The sequence below is a fragment of the Tenacibaculum sp. MAR_2010_89 genome, from assembly GCF_900105985.1.
GTDB lineage: Bacteria > Bacteroidota > Bacteroidia > Flavobacteriales > Flavobacteriaceae > Polaribacter > Polaribacter halocynthiae.
The window spans coordinates 1,508,326-1,533,656 of sequence record NZ_FNUB01000005.1; the positions used below are offsets into that span (position 1 = coordinate 1,508,326).

General features: G+C 29.7%; 20 protein-coding genes and 2 tRNA genes. 13 read left to right on the top strand and 9 right to left on the bottom strand.

Annotated elements, in window-relative coordinates:
- The first annotated feature begins 34 nt into the window (after positions 1-34).
- From ilvB to ilvA, 4 genes are read left to right on the top strand one after another with little or no spacing between them, the layout of a single operon-like run.
- Complete coding sequence (gene ilvB, locus BLV71_RS10185) at positions 35-1,768, top strand: biosynthetic-type acetolactate synthase large subunit (protein ID WP_093870446.1); 1,734 nt, start codon at positions 35-37, stop codon at positions 1,766-1,768.
- Between the two features lie 2 nt (positions 1,769-1,770).
- A complete protein-coding gene (gene ilvN / locus BLV71_RS10190) occupies positions 1,771-2,298 on the top strand; it encodes an acetolactate synthase small subunit (protein WP_093870447.1) in 528 nt (175 codons plus the stop codon).
- A 35-nt stretch (positions 2,299-2,333) separates the two neighbouring features.
- Positions 2,334-3,800, top strand: coding sequence for a ketol-acid reductoisomerase (ilvC, locus tag BLV71_RS10195; RefSeq protein WP_093870448.1), 1,467 nt, complete (start codon positions 2,334-2,336; stop codon positions 3,798-3,800).
- 1 nt (position 3,801) lies between these two features.
- Positions 3,802-5,064 (top strand): threonine ammonia-lyase IlvA, encoded by a 1,263-nt coding sequence (ilvA, locus tag BLV71_RS10200; protein WP_093870449.1) that lies wholly within the window; start codon positions 3,802-3,804, stop codon positions 5,062-5,064.
- Positions 5,065-5,134: 70 nt separating this feature from the next.
- Here the strand turns inward: ilvA and BLV71_RS10205 are convergent.
- Positions 5,135-5,210: transfer RNA gene (locus BLV71_RS10205), tRNA-Phe, on the bottom strand.
- A gap of 62 nt (positions 5,211-5,272) precedes the next feature.
- Positions 5,273-5,345, bottom strand: a tRNA-Phe gene (locus BLV71_RS10210).
- A gap of 108 nt (positions 5,346-5,453) precedes the next feature.
- On the opposite strand from BLV71_RS10210, the gene BLV71_RS10215 reads away from it, so the two are divergent.
- The 8 genes from BLV71_RS10215 to BLV71_RS10250 all read left to right on the top strand — a co-directional run bounded on the left by BLV71_RS10215 (position 5,454) and on the right by BLV71_RS10250 (position 14,758).
- Entirely contained in the window at positions 5,454-6,185 is a 732-nt protein-coding gene (locus BLV71_RS10215) for a type III pantothenate kinase (RefSeq protein ID WP_093870450.1), read from the top strand.
- Positions 6,178-7,473 carry a hypothetical protein gene (locus BLV71_RS10220; protein ID WP_093870451.1) on the top strand — a complete coding sequence of 432 codons (1,296 nt, stop codon included), beginning with the start codon at positions 6,178-6,180 and terminating at the stop codon, positions 7,471-7,473. Before BLV71_RS10215 ends, BLV71_RS10220 begins: the two co-directional genes overlap by 8 nt.
- 15 nt (positions 7,474-7,488) lie before the next feature.
- A complete protein-coding gene (locus BLV71_RS10225) occupies positions 7,489-8,802 on the top strand; it encodes a tetratricopeptide repeat protein (protein WP_255405153.1) in 1,314 nt (437 codons plus the stop codon).
- 8 nt (positions 8,803-8,810) lie between these two features.
- On the top strand, positions 8,811-9,380 hold the full coding sequence (lptC, locus tag BLV71_RS10230) for an LPS export ABC transporter periplasmic protein LptC (RefSeq protein ID WP_093870453.1): 570 nt from the start codon (positions 8,811-8,813) through the stop codon (positions 9,378-9,380).
- Positions 9,380-9,577 carry a hypothetical protein gene (locus tag BLV71_RS10235; protein ID WP_093870454.1) on the top strand — a complete coding sequence of 66 codons (198 nt, stop codon included), beginning with the start codon at positions 9,380-9,382 and terminating at the stop codon, positions 9,575-9,577. The genes lptC and BLV71_RS10235 overlap by 1 nt, the downstream gene beginning before the upstream one ends.
- Before the next feature lie 31 nt (positions 9,578-9,608).
- Positions 9,609-10,901, top strand: coding sequence for a hemolysin family protein (locus BLV71_RS10240; protein WP_093870455.1), 1,293 nt, complete (start codon positions 9,609-9,611; stop codon positions 10,899-10,901).
- A 102-nt stretch (positions 10,902-11,003) separates the two neighbouring features.
- Complete coding sequence (locus BLV71_RS10245; RefSeq protein ID WP_093870456.1) at positions 11,004-13,130, top strand: peptidylprolyl isomerase; 2,127 nt, start codon at positions 11,004-11,006, stop codon at positions 13,128-13,130.
- A 158-nt stretch (positions 13,131-13,288) separates the two neighbouring features.
- Positions 13,289-14,758 carry a catalase gene (locus BLV71_RS10250; RefSeq protein ID WP_093870457.1) on the top strand — a complete coding sequence of 490 codons (1,470 nt, stop codon included), beginning with the start codon at positions 13,289-13,291 and terminating at the stop codon, positions 14,756-14,758.
- Positions 14,759-14,813: 55 nt separating this feature from the next.
- Here BLV71_RS10250 and BLV71_RS10255 read toward each other — a convergent pair whose 3' ends face one another.
- A complete protein-coding gene (locus tag BLV71_RS10255; RefSeq protein WP_093870458.1) occupies positions 14,814-16,610 on the bottom strand; it encodes a T9SS type A sorting domain-containing protein in 1,797 nt (598 codons plus the stop codon).
- Between the two features lie 104 nt (positions 16,611-16,714).
- On the bottom strand, positions 16,715-18,115 hold the full coding sequence (gene lpdA / locus BLV71_RS10260; protein ID WP_093870459.1) for a dihydrolipoyl dehydrogenase: 1,401 nt from the start codon (positions 18,113-18,115) through the stop codon (positions 16,715-16,717).
- Between the two features lie 200 nt (positions 18,116-18,315).
- On the opposite strand from lpdA, the gene BLV71_RS10265 reads away from it, so the two are divergent.
- Positions 18,316-19,545 carry a glycosyltransferase gene (locus BLV71_RS10265; RefSeq protein WP_255405154.1) on the top strand — a complete coding sequence of 410 codons (1,230 nt, stop codon included), beginning with the start codon at positions 18,316-18,318 and terminating at the stop codon, positions 19,543-19,545.
- A gap of 36 nt (positions 19,546-19,581) precedes the next feature.
- Here BLV71_RS10265 and BLV71_RS10270 read toward each other — a convergent pair whose 3' ends face one another.
- The 5 genes from BLV71_RS10270 to BLV71_RS10290 all read right to left on the bottom strand — a co-directional run bounded on the left by BLV71_RS10270 (position 19,582) and on the right by BLV71_RS10290 (position 25,269).
- A complete protein-coding gene (locus tag BLV71_RS10270; RefSeq protein ID WP_093870460.1) occupies positions 19,582-21,015 on the bottom strand; it encodes a DUF3526 domain-containing protein in 1,434 nt (477 codons plus the stop codon).
- Position 21,016: 1 nt separating this feature from the next.
- On the bottom strand, positions 21,017-22,420 hold the full coding sequence (locus BLV71_RS10275; RefSeq protein ID WP_093870461.1) for a DUF3526 domain-containing protein: 1,404 nt from the start codon (positions 22,418-22,420) through the stop codon (positions 21,017-21,019).
- Positions 22,417-23,133: an ABC transporter ATP-binding protein gene (locus BLV71_RS10280; RefSeq protein ID WP_093870462.1), complete on the bottom strand. Its 717-nt coding sequence runs from the start codon at positions 23,131-23,133 to the stop codon at positions 22,417-22,419. The genes BLV71_RS10275 and BLV71_RS10280 overlap by 4 nt, the downstream gene beginning before the upstream one ends.
- Positions 23,134-23,430: 297 nt before the next feature.
- Positions 23,431-23,769 carry a hypothetical protein gene (locus BLV71_RS10285; RefSeq protein ID WP_093870463.1) on the bottom strand — a complete coding sequence of 113 codons (339 nt, stop codon included), beginning with the start codon at positions 23,767-23,769 and terminating at the stop codon, positions 23,431-23,433.
- 96 nt (positions 23,770-23,865) lie between these two features.
- Entirely contained in the window at positions 23,866-25,269 is a 1,404-nt protein-coding gene (locus tag BLV71_RS10290) for a carboxypeptidase-like regulatory domain-containing protein (RefSeq protein ID WP_093870464.1), read from the bottom strand.
- Positions 25,270-25,331: the final 62 nt, after the last annotated feature.

Genomic DNA, 25,331 nt, shown 5'->3' on the forward strand with positions numbered 1-25,331 from the left:
ATAGCCAAAAGCTAGTAGCATAAAGCAAAATAAAATGGCAACAAAAACTAAAGAACAAACAGAACAAAAAACAAATCAAACAGAAAAAATATCAGGTGCTGAAGCTGTTATTAAATGTTTACTTGCTGAGGGAGTAGATACATTGTATGGCTACCCTGGTGGAGCAATTATGCCAGTGTATGATGAGTTGTATAAGTATCAAGATCAACTTCATCATGTGTTAACGCGCCATGAACAAGGAGCTACACATTCAGCACAAGGATATGCTAGAGTATCTGGGAAAGTAGGAGTTGCTATTGCAACATCTGGCCCTGGAGCTACTAATTTGATAACAGGAATTGCTGATGCACAAATAGATTCTACGCCTATGGTTTGTATTACTGGTCAAGTAGGTGCACATCTTTTAGGTACAGATGCGTTTCAAGAAACTGATATTGTTGGGATCTCGACTCCAGTTACTAAATGGAATTATCAAATAACAAAAGCAAGTGAGATTCCAGAAATAATGGCAAAAGCATTTTACTTAGCTCGATCTGGACGTCCTGGGCCTGTTTTAGTAGATATAACAAAGAATGCTCAATTTGAAGAGTTTGACTTTTCATATAAAAAATGTACTTCTGTAAGAAGTTACAGAGCTAAACCTGATGTGAATGAAGTTAAACTTCAAGAAGCTGCGACTTTAATAAATGAGGCAAAAAAACCAATGGTTGTTTTTGGTCAAGGGGTTATTTTAGGTCAAGCAGAAGAAGAGTTTAAAGCATTTATAGAAAAAGCGAATTTACCGTCAGCATGGACAATTTTAGGGTTGTCTGCTTTACCTACATCACATCCATTAAACGTTGGAATGGTTGGGATGCATGGTAATTATGGACCTAACAGGCTAACAAATGAATGTGATTTGTTAATCGCTATAGGTATGCGTTTTGATGATCGTGTTACTGGTGATTTAAGTAGGTATGCTACGCAGGCTAAAGTTATACATTTTGAAATAGATCCAGCTGAGGTAGATAAAAATGTAAAAACTGAAGTTGCTGTTTTGGGTGATGCAAAAGAAAGTTTGCAAAAAATATTGCCTTTAATTAATGAGAATTCTCACGAAGAATGGTTGGGAGAGTTTAAAAAGCATGATGCTGTTGAGTTTGATAAAGTAAAGAAAGATGTTTTATATCCTGAAAAAGAAGGATTAACAATGGGAGAAGTGATGAAAGAAATTAATAATGCTTCTGGAGGAGACGCTGTTATTGTTTCTGATGTAGGTCAACATCAAATGTTTGCCTGTCGTTATGCTGAGTTTAATCAAACTAAAAGTAATATAACATCAGGAGGCCTTGGAACTATGGGATTTGCTTTACCTGCGGCTATTGGAGCTAAAATGGGGGCGCCTGAACGAGAGGTTGTTGCGGTTATTGGAGATGGTGGATATCAAATGACTATTCAAGAACTAGGTACTATTTTACAAACAAAAGCAGCTGTTAAAATAGTAGTACTTAATAATGAGTTTTTAGGTATGGTACGTCAGTGGCAACAATTGTTTTTTGACAAAAGGTATGCCTCTACTGAAATGGTTAACCCTGATTTTATTGCCATAGCAAAAGGATATCATTTAAAAGCAAATAGAGTAACTAAAAGAGAAGATTTAGCAAGTTCAGTTCAAGAAATGATGCAGTCAGAAGAAGCATTTTTCTTGGAGGTTTGTGTAGAAAAGGAAGATAATGTATTTCCAATGATACCAACAGGGGCTTCAGTTTCAGATATAAGATTAGAGTAATTATGGATACTAAACAAACATATACCATATCAATATATACCGAAAATAATATTGGTTTATTGAATAGAATTTCAGCAATATTTCAAAGAAGACATTTAAATGTTGAGAGTGTAAATGTTTCAAAATCAGAAATAAAAAGCGTTTCTAGATTTACACTTTTAGTAAAACTGACTGAAGATGAAGTTAAAAAGATAATAGGGCAAATAGAAAAGCAAGTAGAAGTTATTAAAGCATTTTATCACACTGATGATGAAACTATTTATCAAGAATCTTGTTTATTTAAGTTGAGTACTGATTTGTTAACAGATAATGATGAAATTCAAAAAATAATAAATGGAAGTAAATCAAGAGTTATAAATATTAATAAAGACTTTTTTGTACTTGAGAAATCTGGTTCTAAAGAAGAGGTTGAAGAGCTTTATCATATTTTAGATAAGCATGGAATCATGCAATTTGTTCGTTCGGGTAGAATTGCAATTACAAAAAAGGAAATGCCAGTTTCTGAGATGTTAAAAGCATTAGAAAAATAAATACAATAAATAAAATTTTATATAATAAACAAACAATGGAAAATTATTTTAACCAACTACCTTTAAGGGAACAACTAGCTCAATTAGGTAAATGTAGATTTATGGAGTCTTCAGAATTTGAAGATGGAATTGAAGCTTTAAAAGGAAAAAAAGTTGTAATAGTTGGATGTGGAGCACAAGGTTTAAATCAAGGTTTAAATATGCGTGATTCTGGTTTAGATATTTCTTATGCATTACGTGATGCAGCAATTAAAGAACAACGTCAGTCGTATAAAAATGCTACTGAAAATGGATTTTCTGTAGGATCATATAGTGAGTTAATACCAATTGCTGATTTAGTGTGTAATTTAACACCAGATAAACAACATACTAATGTTGTAAAAACTGTAATGCCATTAATGAAATCTGGTGCTACATTAACTTATTCACATGGGTTTAATATTGTTGAAGAAGGAATGCAGGTACGTAAGGATTTAACCGTAATTATGGTGGCTCCAAAGTGTCCAGGAACGGAAGTTCGTGAAGAGTATAAAAGAGGTTTTGGGGTACCAACTTTAATAGCAGTTCATCCTGAGAATGATCCTGAAAGTAAAGGGTTGTCTCAAGCTAAAGCATATGCATTTGCTACAGGGGGTCATAGAGCTGGTGTATTAGAGTCATCTTTCGTCGCTGAGGTGAAATCAGATTTAATGGGAGAACAAACAATTCTATGTGGAGTGTTGCAAACTGGAGCAATTTTATCGTTTGATAAAATGGTTGAAGAAGGTATTGAACCTGGGTATGCTGCTAAGTTGATTCAATTTGGATGGGAAACTATTACTGAGGCTTTAAAGCATGGAGGTATCACTAATATGATGGATAGGTTGTCAAACTCAGCAAAAATAAAAGCTTTTCAAGTGTCAGAAGAGTTAAAAACAATAATGCGTCCGTTGTTTTATAAGCACATGGATGATATAATGTCTGGGCATTTCTCAAAAACGATGATGGAAGATTGGAGTAATGATGATAAAAACCTATTAAGTTGGAGGTCAGCTACTGGTGAAACTGCTTTTGAAAAAACAAAAATTACTGATGAGGAAATTTCTGAGCAAGAGTACTTTGATCACGGTACATTATTAGTTGCTTTTGTAAGAGCAGGTGTTGAGTTGGCTTTTGAATCTATGACAGAGGCGGGAATTATTGAAGAGTCTGCTTATTATGAGTCATTACATGAAACTCCATTAATAGCAAATACTATAGCACGTAAGAAACTTTATGAAATGAATAGAGTAATTTCTGATACTGCTGAATATGGTTGTTACTTATTTGATCATGCATGTAAGCCTTTATTAACTGAATTCATGAAAACTGTTACAACTGATATTATAGGTAAGCCATATAAAGGAACAGGTAAAGTTGATAACCAAGAATTAATAGCTGTAAATAAAGCTTTAAGAAATCACCCGGTTGAGAAAATAGGTGAAACTTTAAGGGCTTCAATGACAGCTATGAAACAATTATAATATGGAGACAAAAAACATCTATTTTCCTAAATTAAAAGATGTGAATAAAGCTGCAGCTACTTTGAAAGAGGTAGTTGCAGTAACTCCTTTGATGTTGAATTATACTTTTTCAAAAAAACTGGAATCAAATATTTTTTTAAAAAGAGAAGATTTACAGCAAGTACGATCGTACAAAATAAGAGGAGCGTATAACAAAATAAGTTCATTAACTAATGAAGAGTTGATTAATGGAATTGTTTGTGCTAGTGCAGGAAATCATGCTCAAGGTGTTGCTTTGGCTTGTAAAAAGAAAGAAATTCAAGGAACAATATTCATGCCTGCTCCAACTCCTAAACAAAAGTTAGAGCAAGTAAAAATGTTTGGAGGCGAGTTTGTAGATATTCAGCTTACAGGAGATACTTTTGATGATGCTTATAAAACAGCAAAGTATATATCTGATAGTTTGGGTAAAACGTTTGTACATCCTTTTGATGATGAAAAAATTATAGAAGGACAAGCGACAGTTGGTTTAGAGATTTTAGAACAAGCAAATGAATCAGTAGATTATGTATTTGTTCCTGTAGGTGGTGGTGGTTTAGCCTCAGGGCTTTCAAGTATTTTTAAACTGTTGTCCCCGAAAACAAAAATAATAGGAGTTGAGCCAGCAGGAGCAGCATCAATGCAACAGGCTATTGCAAACAATGAGAATGTTAAGTTGTCTGAAATAGATAAGTTTGTTGATGGGGCTGCGGTACAACAAGTAGGTGGATTAACTTATAAAATATGTAAAGAGAATTTAGATGATATGATTACGGTTCCAGAAGGAAAAGTGTGTCAAACTATTCTAGATATGTATAATAAAGACGCTATTGTAGTTGAGCCCGCTGGAGCTTTAACTTTAGCAGCTTTAGATACTTTTAAAGAAGAAATTAAGGGTAAAAACGTTGTATGTGTTATTAGTGGAAGTAATAATGATATAACAAGAACGGCAGAGATTAAGGAGCGAGCTCTGTTATATGGCGGTTTAAAACATTATTTTATTATTCGGTTTCCTCAACGTGCAGGAGCTTTAAAAGAGTTTGTAATAGATGTTTTAGGTAAGAATGATGATATCACTTTTTTTGAGTATTCTAAAAAAACTAGTAGAGAAAATGGACCAGCAGTTGTTGGAGTGGAATTGGAAAAAAAGGAAGATTTATCTCCGTTAATAGCTCGAATGAAAGAGCGTAATTTTTATGGAGAGTACTTGAATAATAAACCAAATTTGTTTGAATTTTTAGTGTAAAAGTCGTTTTTAACGGCTTTTTTTTGGTTATATAAAACCAAAAAGCCCAAACTAAAAGTCTGGGCTTTGGTGGTGGTGCCTCCAGGAATCGAACCAGGGACACAAGGATTTTCAGTCCTTTGCTCTACCAACTGAGCTAAGGCACCATTGGTACTTAATTTTTGTAGCATTTAGTAAAATAAAAGTCATAAAATATGATTTTTATTTGTGGTGCCTCCAGGAATCGAACCAGGGACACAAGGATTTTCAGTCCTTTGCTCTACCAACTGAGCTAAGGCACCAATTGCTACTTTCGTTAAGCGGATGCAAATATACAATCGTTTTTCAATTTAACAAAATAAAAAAACTAAAAAAATGTATTGTAACTTTGTTTTTTTTAAAAAATAAGTATGTTTTTAATAATTGATGTAGGTAATACAAGAGTCAAAGTAGCTGTTTATGAGAATGATGTAGTCATTGATAGAATGGTGTTTCTTAAAGTGAAAATAATTGAAGAATTGGGAAAAATTATTTTAAAATATCCAATATTAAAGAGTATTGTGTCTTCTGTAGCGTCATTTTCCGAAAAAGAAGAAGAAAAAATAATTGAATTAATCAACCCTATTATTCTAAATCATAAAACCAAGGTACCTTTTGAAAATATGTATGATACTCCAAAGACGCTAGGAGTTGATAGAATAGCATTAGCAGCCGCAGCTGTAAAGAAATATCCAGATACAAACACCTTAGTTATTGATGCAGGAACCTGTATTACGTTTGATTTTATAACGAAAGATAAAAAATATTTAGGAGGTGCTATTTCCCCAGGCATAGCAATGAGATATAGAGCCTTAAATACATTTACATCAAAATTACCATTATTAAAACAAACACATATCTCTGACTTTATAGGAAGAAATACAGATACTTCTATACATTCTGGAGTTATAAATGGAGTATATAATGAAATTATAGGTCTTATTAATCAGTATAAAGCAGGGTATCAAGATTTAACAATTGTTTTAACAGGAGGAGATACAAAATTCTTGGCAGAACAATTAAAAAGTGTCATATTTGCCCATCCAAATTTTGTTTTGGAGGGATTACATACTATTTTGATATATAATTTAGAGGATGATTAAGAGGTTTATAATAGGACTATTAGTATTAAGTACAACAGCAATAGTAGCGCAAAGTAACAGTGCGTCACCATATTCTTATTTTGGTATAGGGGAAAATTTTGATCCATTAACTGTTGAACAGTCTTCAATGGGAGGTATTGGAGTTGCCTTAAAAGATACATACCATTTAAATTTTACAAATCCAGCTGCGAATGCAGATTTAAGATATGCTACTTATGCTATTGGAGGAAGTTTAACTTTTTTAAACTTAAAAGAATCTAATTCATCTCAATCTGGTAATTCAACTAGTTTAAGATATGTTTCGTTAGGATTTCCAATAGGTAAGAAAGCAGGTTTTTCTGTAGGATTACAACCGTTTTCATCTGTAGGGTACTCATTGTTAAATAGAGTATATGATGGTGATAACATTAAAGAGCTTACAAGGTTCACAGGAATAGGAGGTACAAATAGACTATATGCTAGTTTTGGTACCTATTTATTCGATGGGTTTTCTGTAGGTGTTGAAGTTGGTTTTATTTTTGGAAGTTTGCAAAATGATATTTTAAATCAAGTTCAAGGAACTATGTTAGGGACTAAGCACCAAGAAAAATTAAACCTTAGGGGAGGGCAATTTAAATTTGGAGCACAGTATAAAAAAGAATTAAAGAATAAATTACAATTATACACAGGAGCTGCTGTTACTTTTGATAGTGATTTATCAGCAAATGGAGCCGAAAGAATGTATTCTTTATCTATTGCTACTTCAGGAGCTGAACAGGTAAGAAAAATACTTTATGATAAATCAATATCAGGAAATTTAACAATGCCTTTCAAAACTGTATTTGGTGTAGGTTTAGGAAAAGTAAATAAGTGGTATGTAGGAATAAATCAAGAGTATAAAGATGCAGTTGTTAGTTCACAAGGAATTAATGTTATAGGAAATAGCCAAGCATTTAGATATGAAAGAGGAAGTAAATTTTCAATAGGAGGATATTATCTTCCTAAATTAAATTCAATATCAAGTTACTGGGATAGAGTTACTTATAGAGGTGGTGTTAGGTTTGAGAAAATGGGTGTTTTAGCAGATGGAACTGGAACAGGAAATAATTTAACATCAATAAATGACTTTGGCATAAATATTGGATTTGGTTTACCACTTCCAAAACAATTATCTAGTGTTAATATAGGATTTGAGTATGGACAAAGGGGGACAATGATTAATAATCTAATTAAAGAAAACTATTTTAATGTAAAATTAAGTTTATCTTTAAATAGTATTAATTGGTTCAATAAAAGAAAAATAGATTAATTAAAAACTGATTAAATGATGAAAAAAATTACGTATTTACTAACAGGGATGTTTTTGTTTGTAGCCGTAAATGTTGTTAAAGCGCAGGCTAGTCAAGAATGTAACATAAAGTATAACTTATTTAAAGGTAATTATGTTACTAAAAAATATGCTGAGGCTAAGGTAGATTTAGAATATTTACTTACTAACTGCTCTAAATTATCAGTTAATATCTACAAATTAGGAGCGAAAATAGCTAACAGGACTAATGATCATACTTTAGCTAAGAAAATTTATGAAGGTAGACTTGTTAATTTTCCTAATAAAGGAGCTGCAAAAGCGCATAGTGAGTATGCAAAGTATTTGATTAAGCATAAGTTAGCGTCTAGTGATGAGGTTTTTTTAATTTTAGAAAAGGCCTATAAAATTTCACCTAAAGAGATGAGTGTTAAAAATATCTTTAGATATTTTACAGGTATCACTGAAAAATATAAAGATACTGATCCTCAAAAAGTATTTGATACTTATGATGATGTAATTGAATCTGTTCAAGAAAAATTAGATGATTATAATGTTAAAATAGCTAAATTACAAGCTAAAGAAGAAGCAGGTACAATAGATAGTAAAGAAAAAAAGAGGTTAAAAGCTTATACAATAAATTCTGGATCATTAGGGAAAGTAGAAGGTGGTCTTGATGCTATGATTTCTGAAATAGCTACTTGTGAAAGATTAATACCTATTTACAAAAGAGATTTTGATGCAAATAAAACAAATGGAGTTTGGTTAAAAAGATCTGTGTCAAGAATGTATAATAAAGGGTGTCAGACTGATCCATTATTTGAAACATTAGCAAAAGCTTATGCTGATGCAACACAATCTGCTGACGCATTTAACTTTATTGCTGGAGTATTAGATAACAATGGAGATAAAAAAGGAGCTGCTCAAATGAGAAAGAAAGCTTTTGATTTAGAAACTGATCCATTGAAAAAAGCTAGATTAAAATTAAGAGAAGCACAAGGAGCTAGAGGCTCAAGAGCAAGAGCTTTGGCTTACGAAGCATTAAAGTATAATCCAAATATGGGTAAAGCATATTTATATATTGCTAGTTTATATCAAAAAAGTGCTAATTCTTGTGGAAGTGACGAGTTTGAAAAAAGAATGGTATATGTTGCAGCATTAAATAAGGCATTAAAAGCAAAAAGAGTTGATCCAGGATGTGGAGCTGGTAGATATATTTCTAGTTATAAAAAACTAGTACCATCTAAGAAGTTAATTTTTCAAAAAGGTGTATCTTCAGGGATGTCTCATAAAATAGGATGTTGGATAGGTGAAACTGTTCGTATACCATAATTAAATACATGAAAGTTATTAAATATAACATATATAAAAGCATTGCTATCATTGGGTTGATAGCAATGTTTTTTTCTTGTACTAATAGTAAAAAAGAAGTGCAAGATTTTTTAGCAGATAAAAATTTACCTATTGCCATTGGTAAGGATATTTACCATGTATATAAAGATTCTGGTAGAATTACTTCAAAATTAATTACACCATTATTACAAGATTTCACAAATAGGAAAGAACACCCCTACAATAAATTCCCTAAGGGAATCAAAATTATAACTATTGAAAAAAATGGTGACTCAACAACTATCATAGGTGATTTTGCGTTAACTTATAATAAAACAAGAATTTCTGAAATAAGAGATAATGTTGTAATTATAAATCATGCAGATAACTCTAAATTAGAAACCAATCAGCTTTTTTGGGATCAAAATGAAAAGTATTTGTTTACAGAAGATGGTTTTCGTTTAACTACAGAAACCAGTATTATTAATGGTTTTGGGTTTGAATCTAGACAAGATTTATCGAAATGGGTAGCAAAAGATATTACAGGAGAAGTAGAAACTAAAGACGACGATTTATAATGAACACACTTTGGAAATATATACAATACGGATACTTAGTTGTAGGAATCATTTTTTTTATAGAGGGTTTTATTAAATGGAGCACAGATAAAGAACAAGCACTTATTATGTTTGGTTTTGGTGTTTTTATAACACTTATTTTCTTTTTTAAACGTTATTTTAGAAGAAAAGTTGAAAGTAGAAACAAACAAAATTAGGTGTAATTAGTAATAGAAAAAAACGAATTAAATGCAATTTGATATTATAATAATTTTAGTGTCAATTTTATTATCTGCTTTTTTTTCAGGTATGGAAATTGCATTTGTTTCCGCAAATAAATTACATATTGAATTAGAAAAAAAGAGAGAAGGAGTTTTACCTAAAATTCTGGCAAAAATAACTGAGAAATCTTCAAAGTTTATAACAACTATGTTGGTTGGTAATAATGTTGCTTTAGTTATTTATAGCTATTTTATGGGTAAGCTTTTAATGAATTGGTTTCAAACATTTTTACCTTCAGATAGTATTATACTAAGTTATATTTTAATAGACATTAGTTTGTTAACTCAAACAGTTATATCAACGATTATTATACTTGTTACCGCTGAGTTTTTACCAAAAGCTATTTTTAGAATCTATGCTAATGAAATGCTCAAAGTATTTGCTATACCGGCTTATTTTTTCTATTTAATTTTTTATATAATTACATGGGTAATTACTAAAATTTCTGATTTTTGTTTACAAGTTTTTTTTAAAACGACAGAAAATGAAAAGCAAACAGAATTTAGTAAAGAAGAGTTAGGTAATTATATATCTGAACAGTTAGATGGTGGGAGTAACCAAGAAAAAATTGATTCTGAAATCCAAATTTTTCAAAACGCTTTAGAGTTTCACAAAGTTAAAGCAAGAGAAATAATGGTGCCTCGAACTGAGATAATTGCTATAGATATACATGATTCGGTAGTGAATTTAAGAGAGTTGTTTATTGAAACAGGATTATCTAAGGTACTAGTATATAAAAATTCTTTAGATGATATTTTAGGGTATGTAAATGCTTTTGAATTGTTTAAAAAGCCTAGAACAATTAAATCAATACTATTACCTGTTGAGTTTGTACCTGAATCTATGATTATTAATGATGTTTTAAATTCATTAATAAAAAAAAGAAAAAGTATAGCTATTGTTGTTGATGAATATGGAGGTACCTCTGGAATAATAACAGTAGAAGATGTAGTCGAAGAATTATTTGGAGAGATTGAAGATGAACATGATAATCAAGAGCTTCTTGAAGAAAGAATAAGTGATAATGAATATAATTTTTCTGCAAGACTTGAAGTTGATTATTTAAATGAAGAGTATAATTTAGATATACCAAAAGAAGAGGCCTATGAAACTTTAGGTGGCTTTATAATTAATCATACCGAAAATATTCCTGAACAGGACGAGGTTTTACACACCGGTAAATTTCAAATTAAAATTTTAAAAGTTAGTACGTCAAAAATAGATGTGATTCATTTTAAAGTATTAGAGAAAGAAGAATAATTATTACATATAAGTAAACTTACTCTAAAACAGCTAAAAAAACATTGCATTATTAAATGTGAAATTGTATTTTCGCACACTGTTAATAAAATAAAATGACGTATGGCAATTTTATCGAAAATTAGAGAACGTTCAATGTTCTTAATTCTTGTTATTGGTTTAGCACTTTTTGCATTTGTATTAGACCCATCTACAATATCAGATTTTTTTAATGCAAGTAAAGTAAACGAAGTAGGAGATGTAAATGGAGAAAGTATTTCTCGTCAAGAATTTGCAGAAGCCTTAGATGCATATAAAAAGCAAACTGGTAATAGAGTTTCTGAAATGCAAGCAGCTAAAACTGTTTGGAATAATTTATTACGTCAAAAAATATACAAATCTCAATTAGAGGAAGCGGGTATAACAGTTGGAGAAGCTGATATTATGCAAGCTTTATTTGATTCACCTACAGTTCAAGGTGATCAAAGGTTTCAAACTTCTGGAATTTTTGATAAAAGTAAATTGAAAGAACATTTAGCAACTATAAAAGATGCAAATAATGATGAGTGGAGAGCTTGGCAAAACTACATGGTTTCTTTAAGAGACAATTTGGAGAAGACTACTTATGATAATTTAGTATCTTCAGGTTTAGGTGCTTCTCTAAAAGAAGGAGAAGGACAATATTTAACTGAAAATACTAAAGTTTCTGGAAAGTATGTATATGTTCCTTATACTTCAATTGCTGATAGTACAGTAACTGTAAAAAAGAGTGATGTTAAAGCATATATTGAGAGTCATAAAAATCAATATCAAGTTGAAGCTTCAAGAGATGTTAAATTTGTGAAGTTTGATATTGTTCCAACATTAGAAGATGAAGAAGCATTAAGAGCTGAAGTGGCTAAGTTAATCGAAGATTCTGAAGATCCTAATAATAGAAACATATTAAAAGGCCTAAAGAACACTACAGATTATGTTGCTTTTTTAGAAGATGCTAAATCTGATATTTCACTTGATGATAATTTTAAATTTAAAGCTCAAGTTCCTCAAGGAATAGCTGATAAGCTTTTTGAAGGTAAAGAAGGTGAAGTTTTTGGACCTTATAAAGATAATGATTACTTCAAATTATCTAAAATTACTAAAATTACACAATTGCCTGATTCAGTTCAATCAAGACATATTTTAATCCCTTTTATAGGTGCAAACCCAAGTGGATATGAGCCAACTAAAAATGAAGCGGATGCTAAGATAATGGCTGATAGTTTATTAACTGTTTTAAAGGCAGACTCTTCTAAATTTGAAGATTTAGCTAAAGAACTTTCTTCTGATAAAGGATCTGCTGATAAAGGAGGTTTTTATGATTGGTTTGGATATAACAGAATGGTTCCTGAATTTAGAGATTTTGCTTTTGAAGGGAAAAAAGGAGATATGGGAGTAGTAAAAACTGTTTTTGGTTTCCATATTATTAAAATTGAAGATCAGAAAAATTTTCAACCAGCAATGAAATTAGCAACTTTCGGAAAAAAGATTGAAGCTTCTGAAGCAACTGAAAATACCATTTTTCAAAATGCTGAGACATTTGCATTAAATTTAACTAATGGTAAAAAATATATCGATTTAGTTAAAGAAAAGAGTTTAACTTCTTTACCAGCTGTTGGATTAAAAGTTTTAGATGAAAATGTACCTGGAATAGGTAATGAAAGAGCAATTATAACTTGGGCATTTGGAAAAGATGTTGAAGTAGGTAACTTTAAGAGATTTGATGTAGATGGAGGATATGTTGTAGTTATGTTAACTGATAAAACATCTAAAGGATTAATGTCAGTTGATAAAGCTGTACAAAGTGTACGCCCTATAATTCTAAATGAAAAGAAAGCAGAAATGATTTCGAGCAAAATGAGTGGTGCTACTTTAGAAGATATTGCAAAATCATCAGGTCAAACAATTAGAGGCGCAGTAGATGTAAATTTACAATCTCCTAGTCTTTCAGGTGTAGGTTATGAACCTAAAATTATAGGTGCAATGATCAATGCAAAAGAAAATAAAGTATATACTAAAGTAGTTGGAGATAGAGGTGTTTATGCTTTCGTTACTGAAAAGAAAGAATTACCTACTGCGTTACCTAACTATGACACTTATAGAAAGAGAATAGCAAATAATAGAAAAAATAAAACATTTCAAATGTATGAAGCTGTTAAAAAAGCTGCAGATATAAATGATAGTGTTGGAAGCTTCTATGGTATTCAACAATAATATATAATCCTATTTATAGTAAGAAACCGAGTTATAAAACTCGGTTTTTTTTATTGTTTAAACTATTGAATAGTTTTTAATTATTTTAACATAAAAACTATCAATTTTTATTATAGTGTGTTTTTTTATATGTTTACAAAAACAAAACACAGATAATAATGAGTAAAAAAAGAAAATTAACAACAGAGTCAGGAGCACCTTTATATCATTATGAGGATACTCAAAGTATTGGAAAAAGAGGTCCGTTATTATTACAAGATTATTTTTTACATGAGAAATTAGCTCATTTTAATAGAGAGAGAATTCCTGAGAGAATAGTTCATGCTAAAGGCTCAGGAGCGTATGGTACTTTTACGGTAACAAATGACATTACCAAATATACAAGAGCTAAGTTATTTAATGAAGTAGGTAAACAAACGAAGCTATTTGTACGTTTTTCTACTGTTGGAGGAGAAAAAGGATCAGCAGATACAGAAAGAGATCCTAGGGGATTTGCTATAAAGTTTTATACTGAAGATGGTAATTGGGACTTAGTAGGAAATAATACTCCGGTTTTCTTTATTAAGGATCCTAAAAAGTTTCCAGACTTTATACACACCCAAAAGCGCGATCCTTATACTAACTGCAAGTCAGCCACTATGATGTGGGATTATTGGTCTTTAAATCCAGAAAGTCTACACCAAGTACTTATTTTAATGAGTAACAGAGGAACTCCAGATGGTTATCGATTTATGAATGGGTATGGTAGTCATACCTTCTCTTTAGTAAATGATAATAATGAAAGATTTTATGTGAAATTTCATTATAAAACAATGCAGGGTATCAAAAACTTAAGCGATGATAAAGCAACTGAATTAAAAGGAAAAGATCCAGATTATGCGCAAAGAGATTTAGTAGAAGCTATTGATAATGGAGAGTATCCAAAGTATGCTTTGAAAATTCAAATTATGACAAATGATGAAGCAGTGAAATTTAAATGGAACCCTTTTGATGTTACTAAAGTATGGCCTCATGCTTCTTTTCCTTTAATAGATGTTGGTGTAATAGAGTTAAATGAAAATCCAAATAATTATTTTGCTCATGTAGAACAATCGGCTTTTGCTCCTTCAAACTTAGTTGATGGTATTGGTTTTTCGCCAGATAAAATGCTTCAAGGGCGTATTTTGGCCTATCCTGATGCTCACCGTTATCGCATAGGTGTAAACTATGATGCTTTACCAGTAAATAAGTGCCCATATATGGTAAATAATTACCATAGAGATGGTTCAATGCGTTTTGATGATAATGGCGGGAATTCGCCAAATTATTTTCCAAACAGCTTTGATGATATTGAATTAGAGACAACAAGAAAAGGAATAAACTATGAATTGGATTCAAAGAAAGTAGGTTATTATGATCGTAATGAAAATGATGATGATCATTATACACAACCTGGTAATTTATTCAGATTGATGTCTAAAAAAGAACAAAAAGATACAGTTACAAATATTGTAAATGCAATGAGTGGAATTTCAGGAGAGAAAAAACTTGAAATAATAAATAAACAGCTGTGCCATTGGTTTAGAGCAGATAGAAATTTAGGGATGGAAATAGCTAAGGGGCTAGGAATTCATATTGAAGGATATTAATTAAGTAAGAGAAAAATTAAAACCGAGTATAAATACTCGGTTTTAATTTTAATAATTATTGCTTTATGATTTTAAAACTTTTAGAATGGCTTTTGTATTTTATTGTAGTTATATATAACCCTGAAGGAAGATTGCTAGTATCAGTATTATATGCTCCATTACTTCCCATCATAGTACTATCTGTCATTAATTTACCATTTATTGTGTAAATTTTAATTGATAGCCCATGAGTAGGTGTAATCCCTTTAGTTTTGATATTTATAGAATTAGTAATCATACTATTGTTTAAATTTATGTCAAAAAGAAATTCTTTAGGAGTGTTTAATTCTTTAATTTTATTATTTGTAATGGTACCAATTGTAAATCCAGAAACTATATTTCTAGTAAAATCTGGATGCTCGCTATTAATATATATACTATAAACACCTTCTTTAAAAATTGATGTATCAAGTATAAATTGTTTTGTCTTTTGATGGTAGCTAAACGATTGTAAATAAATTTCTTCTTCAGTATTATTTCCTAATAAATCAGAAGTTTTAGAAATAGTAGCAGTTACTTCAATTTCATCAAAGTTGGTATTTGAATTTAGAAAAGATACTTTTAATATGTTTTTGTTTTTTTCAACTTCAAAAACCATTTTTGGACCATTGATTTGATGTGCATAAGCGACAAATTTTGAATTACCCTTTATAATAGTTGAGCTTGATGTATTAAGCTTATAACTACTCATGTAATTAACTATAGAATTCGTTTTGCTTTGTTCTCTTAATTTTGGAAATAATCTACCTTTCGTTGACTTTAAATTGAAGTTTGAATATGAGTTTTTATGAAATACTTGTAAATTAATATTTGTATTGCCTCTATCTGCTATAATTTTGTCATAATCATTTTCGGAATTAATAATTTGATAATCACTTGATGTTTTTGTGTAATTGACTAATTCAGAAGTGTTTTTGGGTGTTGTGTTTTTTAAAACGTTTTCGTTTAAGTATGGTTTTATATGTTTCCATACATATTGCCCTAAAGCAATATCGACATGATCTAAATAAGCTTCGTTCTTTTTAAATGTATAAATTCCATTGGGCCTAAGTGTACTTTTGTATGGTGATACACCATCATTTACACCCTGATGTAAATATAAAACGCTACCGCTAGCAAACATTAAAGGAGCTAAAAGTGTATGTCCTCTAGCAAATCCAGACCCACCAAGAATAATAAATTTTGAAGGCTCATTATTTATATGATTGTCAAAATATGGACGAACAACATCTCTGCAGTAGTATGTAGTTGAAGTAGCACCTCCTTCGTTTAATCCCGTTTTTTTCCATAACCAATTTAGCCACCATTGTTGTGATATATCTGCTAAATATGTACCCCAATATGGTGTTCCTAAAGCAAAAACCTTTTTTACTTTATTATATTTTTTATGAGTATACATTGCAACTTCAGAGGCTTTTCCTCCATTACTATGTGCAATAATGTATACATCATTTACATGATATTTATTAGTTATAATATCAATAGATTCGGCTAATAACTTTCCGTTAGCCCACATACCTTCACCTCTTGTGGTAGCAACAAATACAACTTGATAACCTTCGTTATATGCTTCTTTATAAAAAGTGTTATTTGTGAAAAAAAGCTGGTTAAGATCAATGTATCCATGGTTAAACAAAATAACTTTGCCATTAAAGTTATTAGGCCTGGCTCCATAATGAATAGTTGATTTTAGTAGTGGTCCAATGAATAAGGAACTTAGATTATCTGGAGTAGGAAGTTGTTTTTCAACAAAGCTTTGGGAAAAAAGAGTTAAAGATGTAAAAAGAATACATAAAGTTTTGAATAATTTCATTTTTAGAAGGGGTTTAGTTAATGAAATTAAATATATGTAAAAAATTAACAAAAAAAAGGTATTCTATTTAAAGAATACCTTTTTTGTTTATGTTTTTTTTGATTTTAAGCGTTTAAAGGCTTACCATCCCAAGCAGCTTTAGCAGCTTCTTTAACTGCTTCAGAGTATGTAGGGTGACCATGACAAATACGAGCTAAATCTTCAGCAGACGCTCTATATTCCATAGCAACAGCAGCTTCCATAATTAAGTCAGCAACACGAGCACCAACCATATGAACACCTAAAATTTCATCTGTATTTTTATCAGCTAAAACTTTTACAAAACCATCAGTATCTCCACTAGCACGAGATCTACCTAATGCACGCATAGAAAATTTACCAGCTTTGTATTCAACTCCGCTATCTTTTAATTCTTGTTCAGTTTTACCTACAGCAGCAACTTCAGGCCACGTATAAACAATACCAGGAATTAAATTATAATCAATATGAGGTTTTTGACCTGCTAAGTATTCAGCAACTACTACACCTTCTTCTTCTGCTTTATGAGCTAACATCGCTCCACGAACAACATCACCAATAGCATATATATTAGAAACATTAGTTTGTAAAAGGTCATTAACCTCTACCATTCCTCTTTCAGTAACCTTAACACCAGCTTTTTCTAAAGCTAATCCATCGGTATATGGACGACGACCAACAGATACTAAACAATAATCACCTGTAAAAGTAACTTCTTCACCTTTTTTATTAGTTGCTTTAACAATTACTTCTTCACCATTTCTTTCAACAGAAGTAACACCATGATTCGCATTAAATTTCATTCCTTGTTTCTTTAAAACTTTAGTAAGTTCTTTAGAAACATCTTTATCCATAGTTGGAGTAATTGTTGGGGCATATTCAATAACTGTTACATTAGCACCTAAACGCTTATAAACAGAACCTAATTCTAACCCAATTACACCACCACCTATAACCAATAAATGTTTAGGTACTTCTTTTAATTTTAAAGCTTCAGTAGATGTTATTACACGTTCTTTATCAATAGAAATAAAAGGTAATGTTGACGGTTTTGAACCTGTAGCAATAATAATATTAGTTCCTTCAATTACTTCAGAACTACCATCATTTTTTGAAACTTTAACATGTGTAGCATCTTCAAAAGAACCTAATCCTTCAAAAACCTCAATGTTATTCTTATCCATTAAATACTTAATTCCACCTGTTGTAGTTTCAACTACATTTGCTTTACGAGCAACCATTTTTCCAAAATCGAAAGATGGTTTTTCAACAGAGATTCCATGCTCTTCAAAATGATGTACAGCATCATAGTAATGATGAGAAGAATCTAATAAAGCTTTTGAAGGTATACAACCTACATTTAAACAAGTACCACCTAGAGTAGAATATTTTTCTATAATAGCAACTTTTTTTCCTAATTGAGCAGCTCTGATAGCAGAAATATATCCTCCAGGACCAGAACCAATAACGATTACATCGTATTTCATGAGTCGTGTTTTTATTGTTTTGTATTTGCTAGTTAGTATTTTATGTTTCTACCTAGCTATCTGTTTTGTTTTTCAGAATAATAACCGCAAAATTACATATAATTGTTGATTTGTTGAAGAATGTTTAAGATTAGTTTTTAGACGAGTAGTATTAAAACAGAAGATAAAGAATGTCAATATAAAACCACTATTTTTGCAAAATGAACCATCTTCTTATTATAGGGTATGTTTGGGTAGAGCCAAATTCATCTGCTGCAGGTACTAGAATGTTACAACTAATAGAGTTGTTTTTACAACAGAATTATAAAATAACATTTGCTTCACCATCACTTAAAGGAGAAAAAGCTTTTGACTTATCTTCTATAGGAGTTAATGAAGAAACTATTGAGTTGAATAACTCATCATTTGATGATTTTATACAAAAGTTAAATCCTACTACTGTACTATTTGATCGTTTTATGATGGAAGAGCAATTTGGTTGGCGTGTAGCAGAAAATTGTCCTAAAGCGCTACGTGTATTAGATACTGAAGATTTACATTTTTTACGTAAAACACGTCATAATAAACTAAAAAGAAATGAAATATTTACTAATGAATCATTATTGACTTCAGATGATGCTAAACGAGAAATAGCCTCTATTTTAAGATGTGATTTAAGTATAATAATTTCATTATATGAAATGAAATTATTAATAGACGTGTTTAAAATTGATAAAGAGTTGTTATATCACCTTCCTTTTTTACTTCCTAAAATAGATCGATATGTTATTGAAAATTGGAAGCCTTATGAAAAGCGAAAAGATTTTGTTTTTATAGGGAATTTCTTTCATGCTCCAAATGTAGATGCTGTTTTACAACTAAAATCAATTTGGAAGGATATACGAAAGAAATTACCTGAAGTAGAAGTTCACATTTATGGTGCTTATGCTACCCAACAAATAAATCAATTACATAAACCAAAAGAAGGTTTTATAGTAAAAGGATTTGCAAAAAATGCACTAGAAGTAGTAAATAAAGCAAGAGTAATATTAGTACCATTACGATTTGGTGCTGGCATTAAAGGAAAGTTAACAGAAGCAATGATATGTGGAACTCCTAGTGTAACAACAAAAATTGGAGCCGAAGGGATGCATGGAAACTTACCTTGGAATGGCTTTATAGAAGATGATCTTGATCAGTTTTTAAAAAAAGCTATTGAATTATATACTAATGAAAAACTTTGGAAAAGTTTCCAGACTAATGGAATTGATATTATTAACTCAATATATGATAAAGATAAAATTAGTCAACCTTTTATATATCAAATAAAAATACTTCAAAAAAATATTGTAGACCACCGTAATAAAAATTTTCTAGGAAATCTATTACAGCATCAAACTTTACAAGCTACAAAATACATGAGTAAGTGGATTGAAGAAAAGAATAAATGAAAAATGTCTATCACAAAAAAGTGATAGACATTTTTTTTAATTACTAATTAGTGTTCCTTTTTTTAATTTATTTTTAAAATTAATCCATGCTATACTTATGAAGAATAGAGAAAATAGACATAATGAAATTAGCTTTATTAATATAGAAAAAGATTTTGGAGCTTTGTATTCAAAGCTTGGAAGCTTAGAGTATAGGTTTGTGCTAAATTTTTCATTTTTATATAATAAAGGAACAAAGAAGTTACGCCATTCTTTAGTAAAAGAACTGGTTTGTTTTCTGTAATTTTGATAGTGTAAGGTTGATGTTCCTGCTAAGTTATTAAAAGCTTCTTGTAAAATTATAGCAGGGGAACTGTATTGCCACCTTTGTATCCATCTCTGTTGCTGTTCTAATTGAACATCGTAAGAGGTTATTAAAGGTTTTAATTCATCTTCAACTAAATCTTGAGAAGCCATGTATTTATGCCAAAAAGAGTAGTTTTTTGAAGAGTCATTGCTTGCATATTCCGGATGGTCTCTTAAATAATTATCTAAAATTTTATCTTGTTTTTTAGAAACTTTATCTTTTAGTTCTCTTACCTCACTTATTAATTTTGATCTTGAAGGAATGGGATAAAAAACATTACTAAGTTGACCAATTATAGCTGGAATTATCAAAATTATAAATACCCAAACTGCTAATAAACTTACAGCGTTTTTTGCTGAGTTATTGATAAATATGTTTATAAATAAGACTACAACAAACCAAAAAAGGATATAAGCTATAACCAGTAAAAGAGTATTGATATAAGCTATAAAGTTTGTTGAAAAATCAAATTCATTAATTACAAAAGTGATGGTTAAAATAACGAGTGTAATTAAGGTTAACCAAAGAAATCGCAAACCAATTTTTTGTAAAATCCAAGTAAACATTGAAACTGGTTGAGAGGCTAATAATTTTAATGACCCAGATTCTTTTTCTGAGGAGAATATATTATAACTAAAAGCAATAACAATGAGAGGGAGTATGTATATAATAACAAAAGATAAATCGAAACTTCCAAAAAGCAATTGAATTGGGTTGGATAATTCAGCATAATTAAATAAAAAACTGTCACCATAGGCTTTTGGTTGTACATAATGCGTAAACAAGTCACTTTGCCCAGTCGATATAAAAGTTAAGGCTTGAGGAGGCATTGCTGCTACTCTTGGAAAAGAATATCCAATATGCATTGGCCTAGTTGGTTTTGCCCATGACCTTACACTAGTTTCAAATCCTTTTTCTAGTGAATCTAAGACCTTTAACATTTTTGAATCTTTCTTTTTTACTGCACTATACGCTTTTTCAATGTCTGAAAATCGTTTGTCTACTTTTTGTTTCCCATTATAACCAGCAAAAAGAATGATAGTAAGCATAGTAAAAAAAAGTAACAAGAGCCATTTACTACGGAGTAATATCTTTAATTCGTATTTAAAATTATGTATAAACATTTTAATAGGTTTTATTAGTGAATATTAATACTATAGCAGTAAACGAAAACCATAATGCAAGTATTAAAAACAAGAATGTGTTCTTTTGAAGCACAGTTGAAAATGTTGTAGCTTGATATTTAAATTTTGGTAGTTTACTCCAAGTATTTGCAGGAGCAACGTATCGTTCTCCATATTTTGAATTTTTCTCAGTAGTTCCATTTAAAAAACGTTGTGTTTCAACTCTATATTTTTCTGCAGATTCTGCAAAATTCCAATGATTTTGATAATCAGTTTTTGCTACAGCCATTGATAGAAAACGTGTGGGAAGAAACGGAGAAATAATCGCTAATGATTTATAAATTCCATCTTGATTTTTAGCTTGTTCATTTAAATAATCATAATGCTTTTCATATACTTTCGCTTGATATTCTTCTCCTTTTTGCATTCTATAGGCACTATAATTAAATGGAAGTTTATGTACGCTGTCAACATTATATTTTTTAAGAACTTCTTTTTCAAGCTTTTTTGCTTCTTTATTCCAAGGATTATGGCCATCTAAGCCTTTTTTGTTTTCTTCTGAAATTCTCTTTGAAAATTCTTGATGTGTAGGGTATGGATATTTTGTATCTGCTAAATTACTCGCAACTTTTGGGGCTATAAAACAAGCTAATACCCAAAAAGATAAATTAATAACTAAAGAGATTCCTGATTTTTTTGCTAATGAGGAAATTAGTAATGTAATATTGGTGAAAATTAAATAATAGGTGATATATATAAGATATAAAGTGCCAAAAGCTGACCAGTTAAAAACACCATAATTTTCAATGCTTGATAAAATAATACCACCTAGTAAAAATAAAAATGTAGTGATTGTAACAGAAGGTATCAAGGTAGCAAACCATTTTCCTAACAATAATTTCCATCCAACAATTCCTTGACTTTTTAATATGTAAACTGTATTACCTTCAATTTCTTTTGTGAAACTGTTGTAACCAATTAAAATAGTAATTAAAGGAAGTATGTATAATAAAATAAAGTCTACAGTTAATTCTCCAAAGCGAGATAAAGCTGTTTGATCAGAAGCATTACTAAATTGTGCTTGGTTTCTACTATGTGCTTCTAAAAAAATAGATATACCTGTGTATTTGTCTACTCCTTGATCGATAAGAGATAATGGAGATTTTGGTTTGAAAACATAATTACCATAATGAGCAGCCGAATGTGGATTTTTTTCCCCTTGAGAATCCCAAGCATTACGTTCACTGTTTTTAGCTTCATTATATTGAATATTTGTAGTTTCATATTGTTTAGCAGTAATTAATAGAGCTATAACCAACAATACTAAAACAATACTTAAAGAAATTTTAAAACGACCATCTCTTAAAATTTCTTTAAGTTCTTTTTTTATTATGTGATAAATCATACTGTCTCTTCTTTTAAAGTCATTGTTTCTAAATATAATTTCTCCAAATCTTGAAGAGAAATGTCTTCACTTGAGAAATAATGTTTTAGTTTTCCCTGTTTCATTATACCAATATGAGTACCTATTTCTTTAGCTCTAAATATATCGTGTGTAGCCATTAATGTAGCTACATTGTCTGATTTCATTTTTTTTAGAAGTACACCAAATTCGTTACTAGATTTAGGGTCTAAACCAGAAGTGGGTTCATCTAATAATAAAACTTTAGCGTCTTTAGCAATAGCTAAAGCAATACCTATTTTTTGTCTCATCCCTTTAGAGAAATACTGAGTGCGTTTATGATATGCTTCTTGTTGTAATCCTGCTTCATCTAAAAAGAACTCTAATTCTATTTTAGAAAACTTATAGCCACCTATACCTAAAAAATAATCTAAGTTTTCTACTGCTGTTAAAGCAGGGTATAGCATTAAGTTTTCAGGAATATAGGTTAAAAAAGATTTTGTTTTTTTAGTGTTCTTATTAACATCTAGGTCATTAATAAAAGCTTCTCCCGACGATGGAGTAATAAAGTTTAATAGTAAGTTTATAGTTGTTGATTTACCTGCGCCATTGGCTCCAAGAAGGCAGAATATTTCTCCTTTTTTTATTTCTATATTTAAATTGTCCAGAGCGGTAAAGTCGCCATATTTTTTAGTTAAGTTGTTTGTTTTTATCATATCGTACTTTTTGTGATATTTATTCGTTTTTTGATTTATTATTATTGAGTTTTCTTAATTTATAACTACTAAAATATCAAAGTTTTGTAAGGCAAAATACCCTCTGTTTTATTTATAGAGAGCATTTTTTTTGATAATTAGATGTGCAGTAATAATTAGTTATTAATATCCAGAAAAATAAGAGAATCAAAAAATGAAATAAATAAGTAGTTAATCATTTATCACAAAATGAAAGATGTCTTACTAATTATAGAAATTAATTTATGCGTTACTTTATAATTATAAAAAGAAGAGATATTATATAAAGTATGGGGGAGCTCTTAGTTTTTTAAGCGATTCAACACTAGTTAATTTAATAAAGTAATAATTATCAATTTTTACAGTATTGTAAAAAGTAGAGATAAAATATTGAATATTTAAATTAAGCGAGTAAAAACTTGAAAATGAAAAATAACAAATATCACAGTCATTAATGATTTCTTGATGTAAATGAGTTGACTCAGTTTTACAATCAATATGAGTATCATTTTCATGATGATGATGAATTGTTTTTATAACAATAGGGGCAATAAGAAAAAGCATCAAAAAAAGAGATGCTATTTTTTTTATTGTATTATTTTTTATTGTTAAAATCATCTTAAAGTAACAAAACTAATTACTTAAACTTTTTATTTATGATATATACTGTTAATTTTTTCAAAAAAGTAACTTTTTAAGTTAAAACCCTTGTAGTTATTTGTTTAAAGGGCGGTAATCTAAAGGAAGCATATTAGCAAAAGCTTCATATCCCCAATATCCTTCATGTAAAACAGTAAAAGGTTCAATTAAAACACCTTTTTTACTTATCGGTGTTTCTTTAGTATTAATAAGAGATATGAAAGATTGTTGATAGTCTAGCTTTGCTTTACCAAATCTATAGTTGTCTTCTTCTGGTTCATTAAGGTAATTAATTTCAAGTAAGTAAGGAAAACTTAAATAAAAGGCAGTACCCTTTTTAATAATAAAATCATCTAAAATTAAGTTTTTCTTTACAGGCTTATTAATATATTTTTTTAAATGCTCTTTCCTAGCTATGAAGCTTAATGAGTCAGTCTCTTTATCATATAATTTTGTTTTTGGTGTGGCATAATAAAGTCCTTTACTATCTTTTCTTACATGAAAAGGACCATTTATAATTTTATTTATTTCTTCTTTAGAGAATTTAATTTTAAACTTTTTTGTAAAGTGAGTTTCTTTTGTAAGCATTCTTCTAACTAATGAACTTCTTATTTTTTTATTAAAAAGATTCAATTTATTAGAGTGAAAAGTTGGGAGTTTTTTAAAATTATTGAAATTAGGTTTAGAAGCTAATTTTAATTTCGCTTCATTTATAATACTATCATGAGGCCTTTCTGGGTTAAGTACTTTTTGTAATTGATTTATTTTAAAACCAGTAATATCTAATTCATCTTTAATGATTGATCTGTAAAAATGCATACGAGAACCATTATATGCTTTTAACCTATTGGTTTTCCATTTACTTTTAATAGTAATATTTAAATTTTGATATTTAGTATATCCACTGAAAAGAATACGGTTATTGATTAATGAAAACTCTACTAAATCATAATATATTAAGTAACCTAAACCTTTATGTTTTATTTGAAGAGGTTTACTAGCATAGGCAGACAGTTTATTTGTTTTTTTGTCAAAGTCAAAATGCAAAACTTTAGGATTTAAAATCAAACATTGTGATGCTAATTCGGTTTTTCCTAAGAAAGCTTTTTTAAAACGAGATAAATTATATTTCCAATCATCGTCGTATTTTGTTTTCTGAATAACAACTTCATTTAAAATATTAGTATCAGGTTTTAATTTACACAATAATGGCTTAGTTTTAGTATTGGTATTTATGTTAAGTTGTATGGTTTTAAATCCAATGAATGAAACAATTAATTCATAATTACCTTTATGATTTTTTAATTGAAATTCACCTTTTTCGTTAGTAGTGGTTCCAATAGTTGTGTTGTTTAAATAAACTGAAGCACCTTCTAAAGGTTCGTTTTTGTGAGTTGTAACTTTTCCTTTTATAATAGATTGAGAAAAACTATTAGCAGTAAAAAACAGTACAATAAATACAAAAATTCCTATTCTCATAAAAAATATTTTTTATAAAAATAGGAACTTATTTTTGTTTTAGAAAAATAAAAAAGTTAAAT

Bases quoted from the DNA above. Each gene is read 5' to 3' on its own strand.
- ilvA (WP_093870449.1), top strand. From the start codon at position 3,802: ATGGAGACAAAAAACATCTATTTTCCTAAATTAAAAGATGTGAATAAA.
- BLV71_RS10270 (WP_093870460.1), bottom strand. From the start codon at position 21,015: ATGTTTATACATAATTTTAAATACGAATTAAAGATATTACTCCGTAGT.
- BLV71_RS10290 (WP_093870464.1), bottom strand. From the start codon at position 25,269: ATGAGAATAGGAATTTTTGTATTTATTGTACTGTTTTTTACTGCTAAT.
- ilvB (WP_093870446.1), top strand. From the start codon at position 35: ATGGCAACAAAAACTAAAGAACAAACAGAACAAAAAACAAATCAAACA.
- BLV71_RS10250 (WP_093870457.1), top strand. From the start codon at position 13,289: ATGAGTAAAAAAAGAAAATTAACAACAGAGTCAGGAGCACCTTTATAT.
- ilvN (WP_093870447.1), top strand. From the start codon at position 1,771: ATGGATACTAAACAAACATATACCATATCAATATATACCGAAAATAAT.
- ilvC (WP_093870448.1), top strand. From the start codon at position 2,334: ATGGAAAATTATTTTAACCAACTACCTTTAAGGGAACAACTAGCTCAA.
- BLV71_RS10225 (WP_255405153.1), top strand. From the start codon at position 7,489: ATGATGAAAAAAATTACGTATTTACTAACAGGGATGTTTTTGTTTGTA.
- BLV71_RS10245 (WP_093870456.1), top strand. From the start codon at position 11,004: ATGGCAATTTTATCGAAAATTAGAGAACGTTCAATGTTCTTAATTCTT.
- BLV71_RS10285 (WP_093870463.1), bottom strand. From the start codon at position 23,769: ATGATTTTAACAATAAAAAATAATACAATAAAAAAAATAGCATCTCTT.
- BLV71_RS10215 (WP_093870450.1), top strand. From the start codon at position 5,454: ATGTTTTTAATAATTGATGTAGGTAATACAAGAGTCAAAGTAGCTGTT.
- BLV71_RS10240 (WP_093870455.1), top strand. From the start codon at position 9,609: ATGCAATTTGATATTATAATAATTTTAGTGTCAATTTTATTATCTGCT.
- BLV71_RS10220 (WP_093870451.1), top strand. From the start codon at position 6,178: ATGATTAAGAGGTTTATAATAGGACTATTAGTATTAAGTACAACAGCA.
- BLV71_RS10255 (WP_093870458.1), bottom strand. From the start codon at position 16,610: ATGAAATTATTCAAAACTTTATGTATTCTTTTTACATCTTTAACTCTT.
- BLV71_RS10275 (WP_093870461.1), bottom strand. From the start codon at position 22,420: ATGATTTATCACATAATAAAAAAAGAACTTAAAGAAATTTTAAGAGAT.
- BLV71_RS10265 (WP_255405154.1), top strand. From the start codon at position 18,316: ATGAACCATCTTCTTATTATAGGGTATGTTTGGGTAGAGCCAAATTCA.
- lptC (WP_093870453.1), top strand. From the start codon at position 8,811: ATGAAAGTTATTAAATATAACATATATAAAAGCATTGCTATCATTGGG.
- lpdA (WP_093870459.1), bottom strand. From the start codon at position 18,115: ATGAAATACGATGTAATCGTTATTGGTTCTGGTCCTGGAGGATATATT.
- BLV71_RS10280 (WP_093870462.1), bottom strand. From the start codon at position 23,133: ATGATAAAAACAAACAACTTAACTAAAAAATATGGCGACTTTACCGCT.
- BLV71_RS10235 (WP_093870454.1), top strand. From the start codon at position 9,380: ATGAACACACTTTGGAAATATATACAATACGGATACTTAGTTGTAGGA.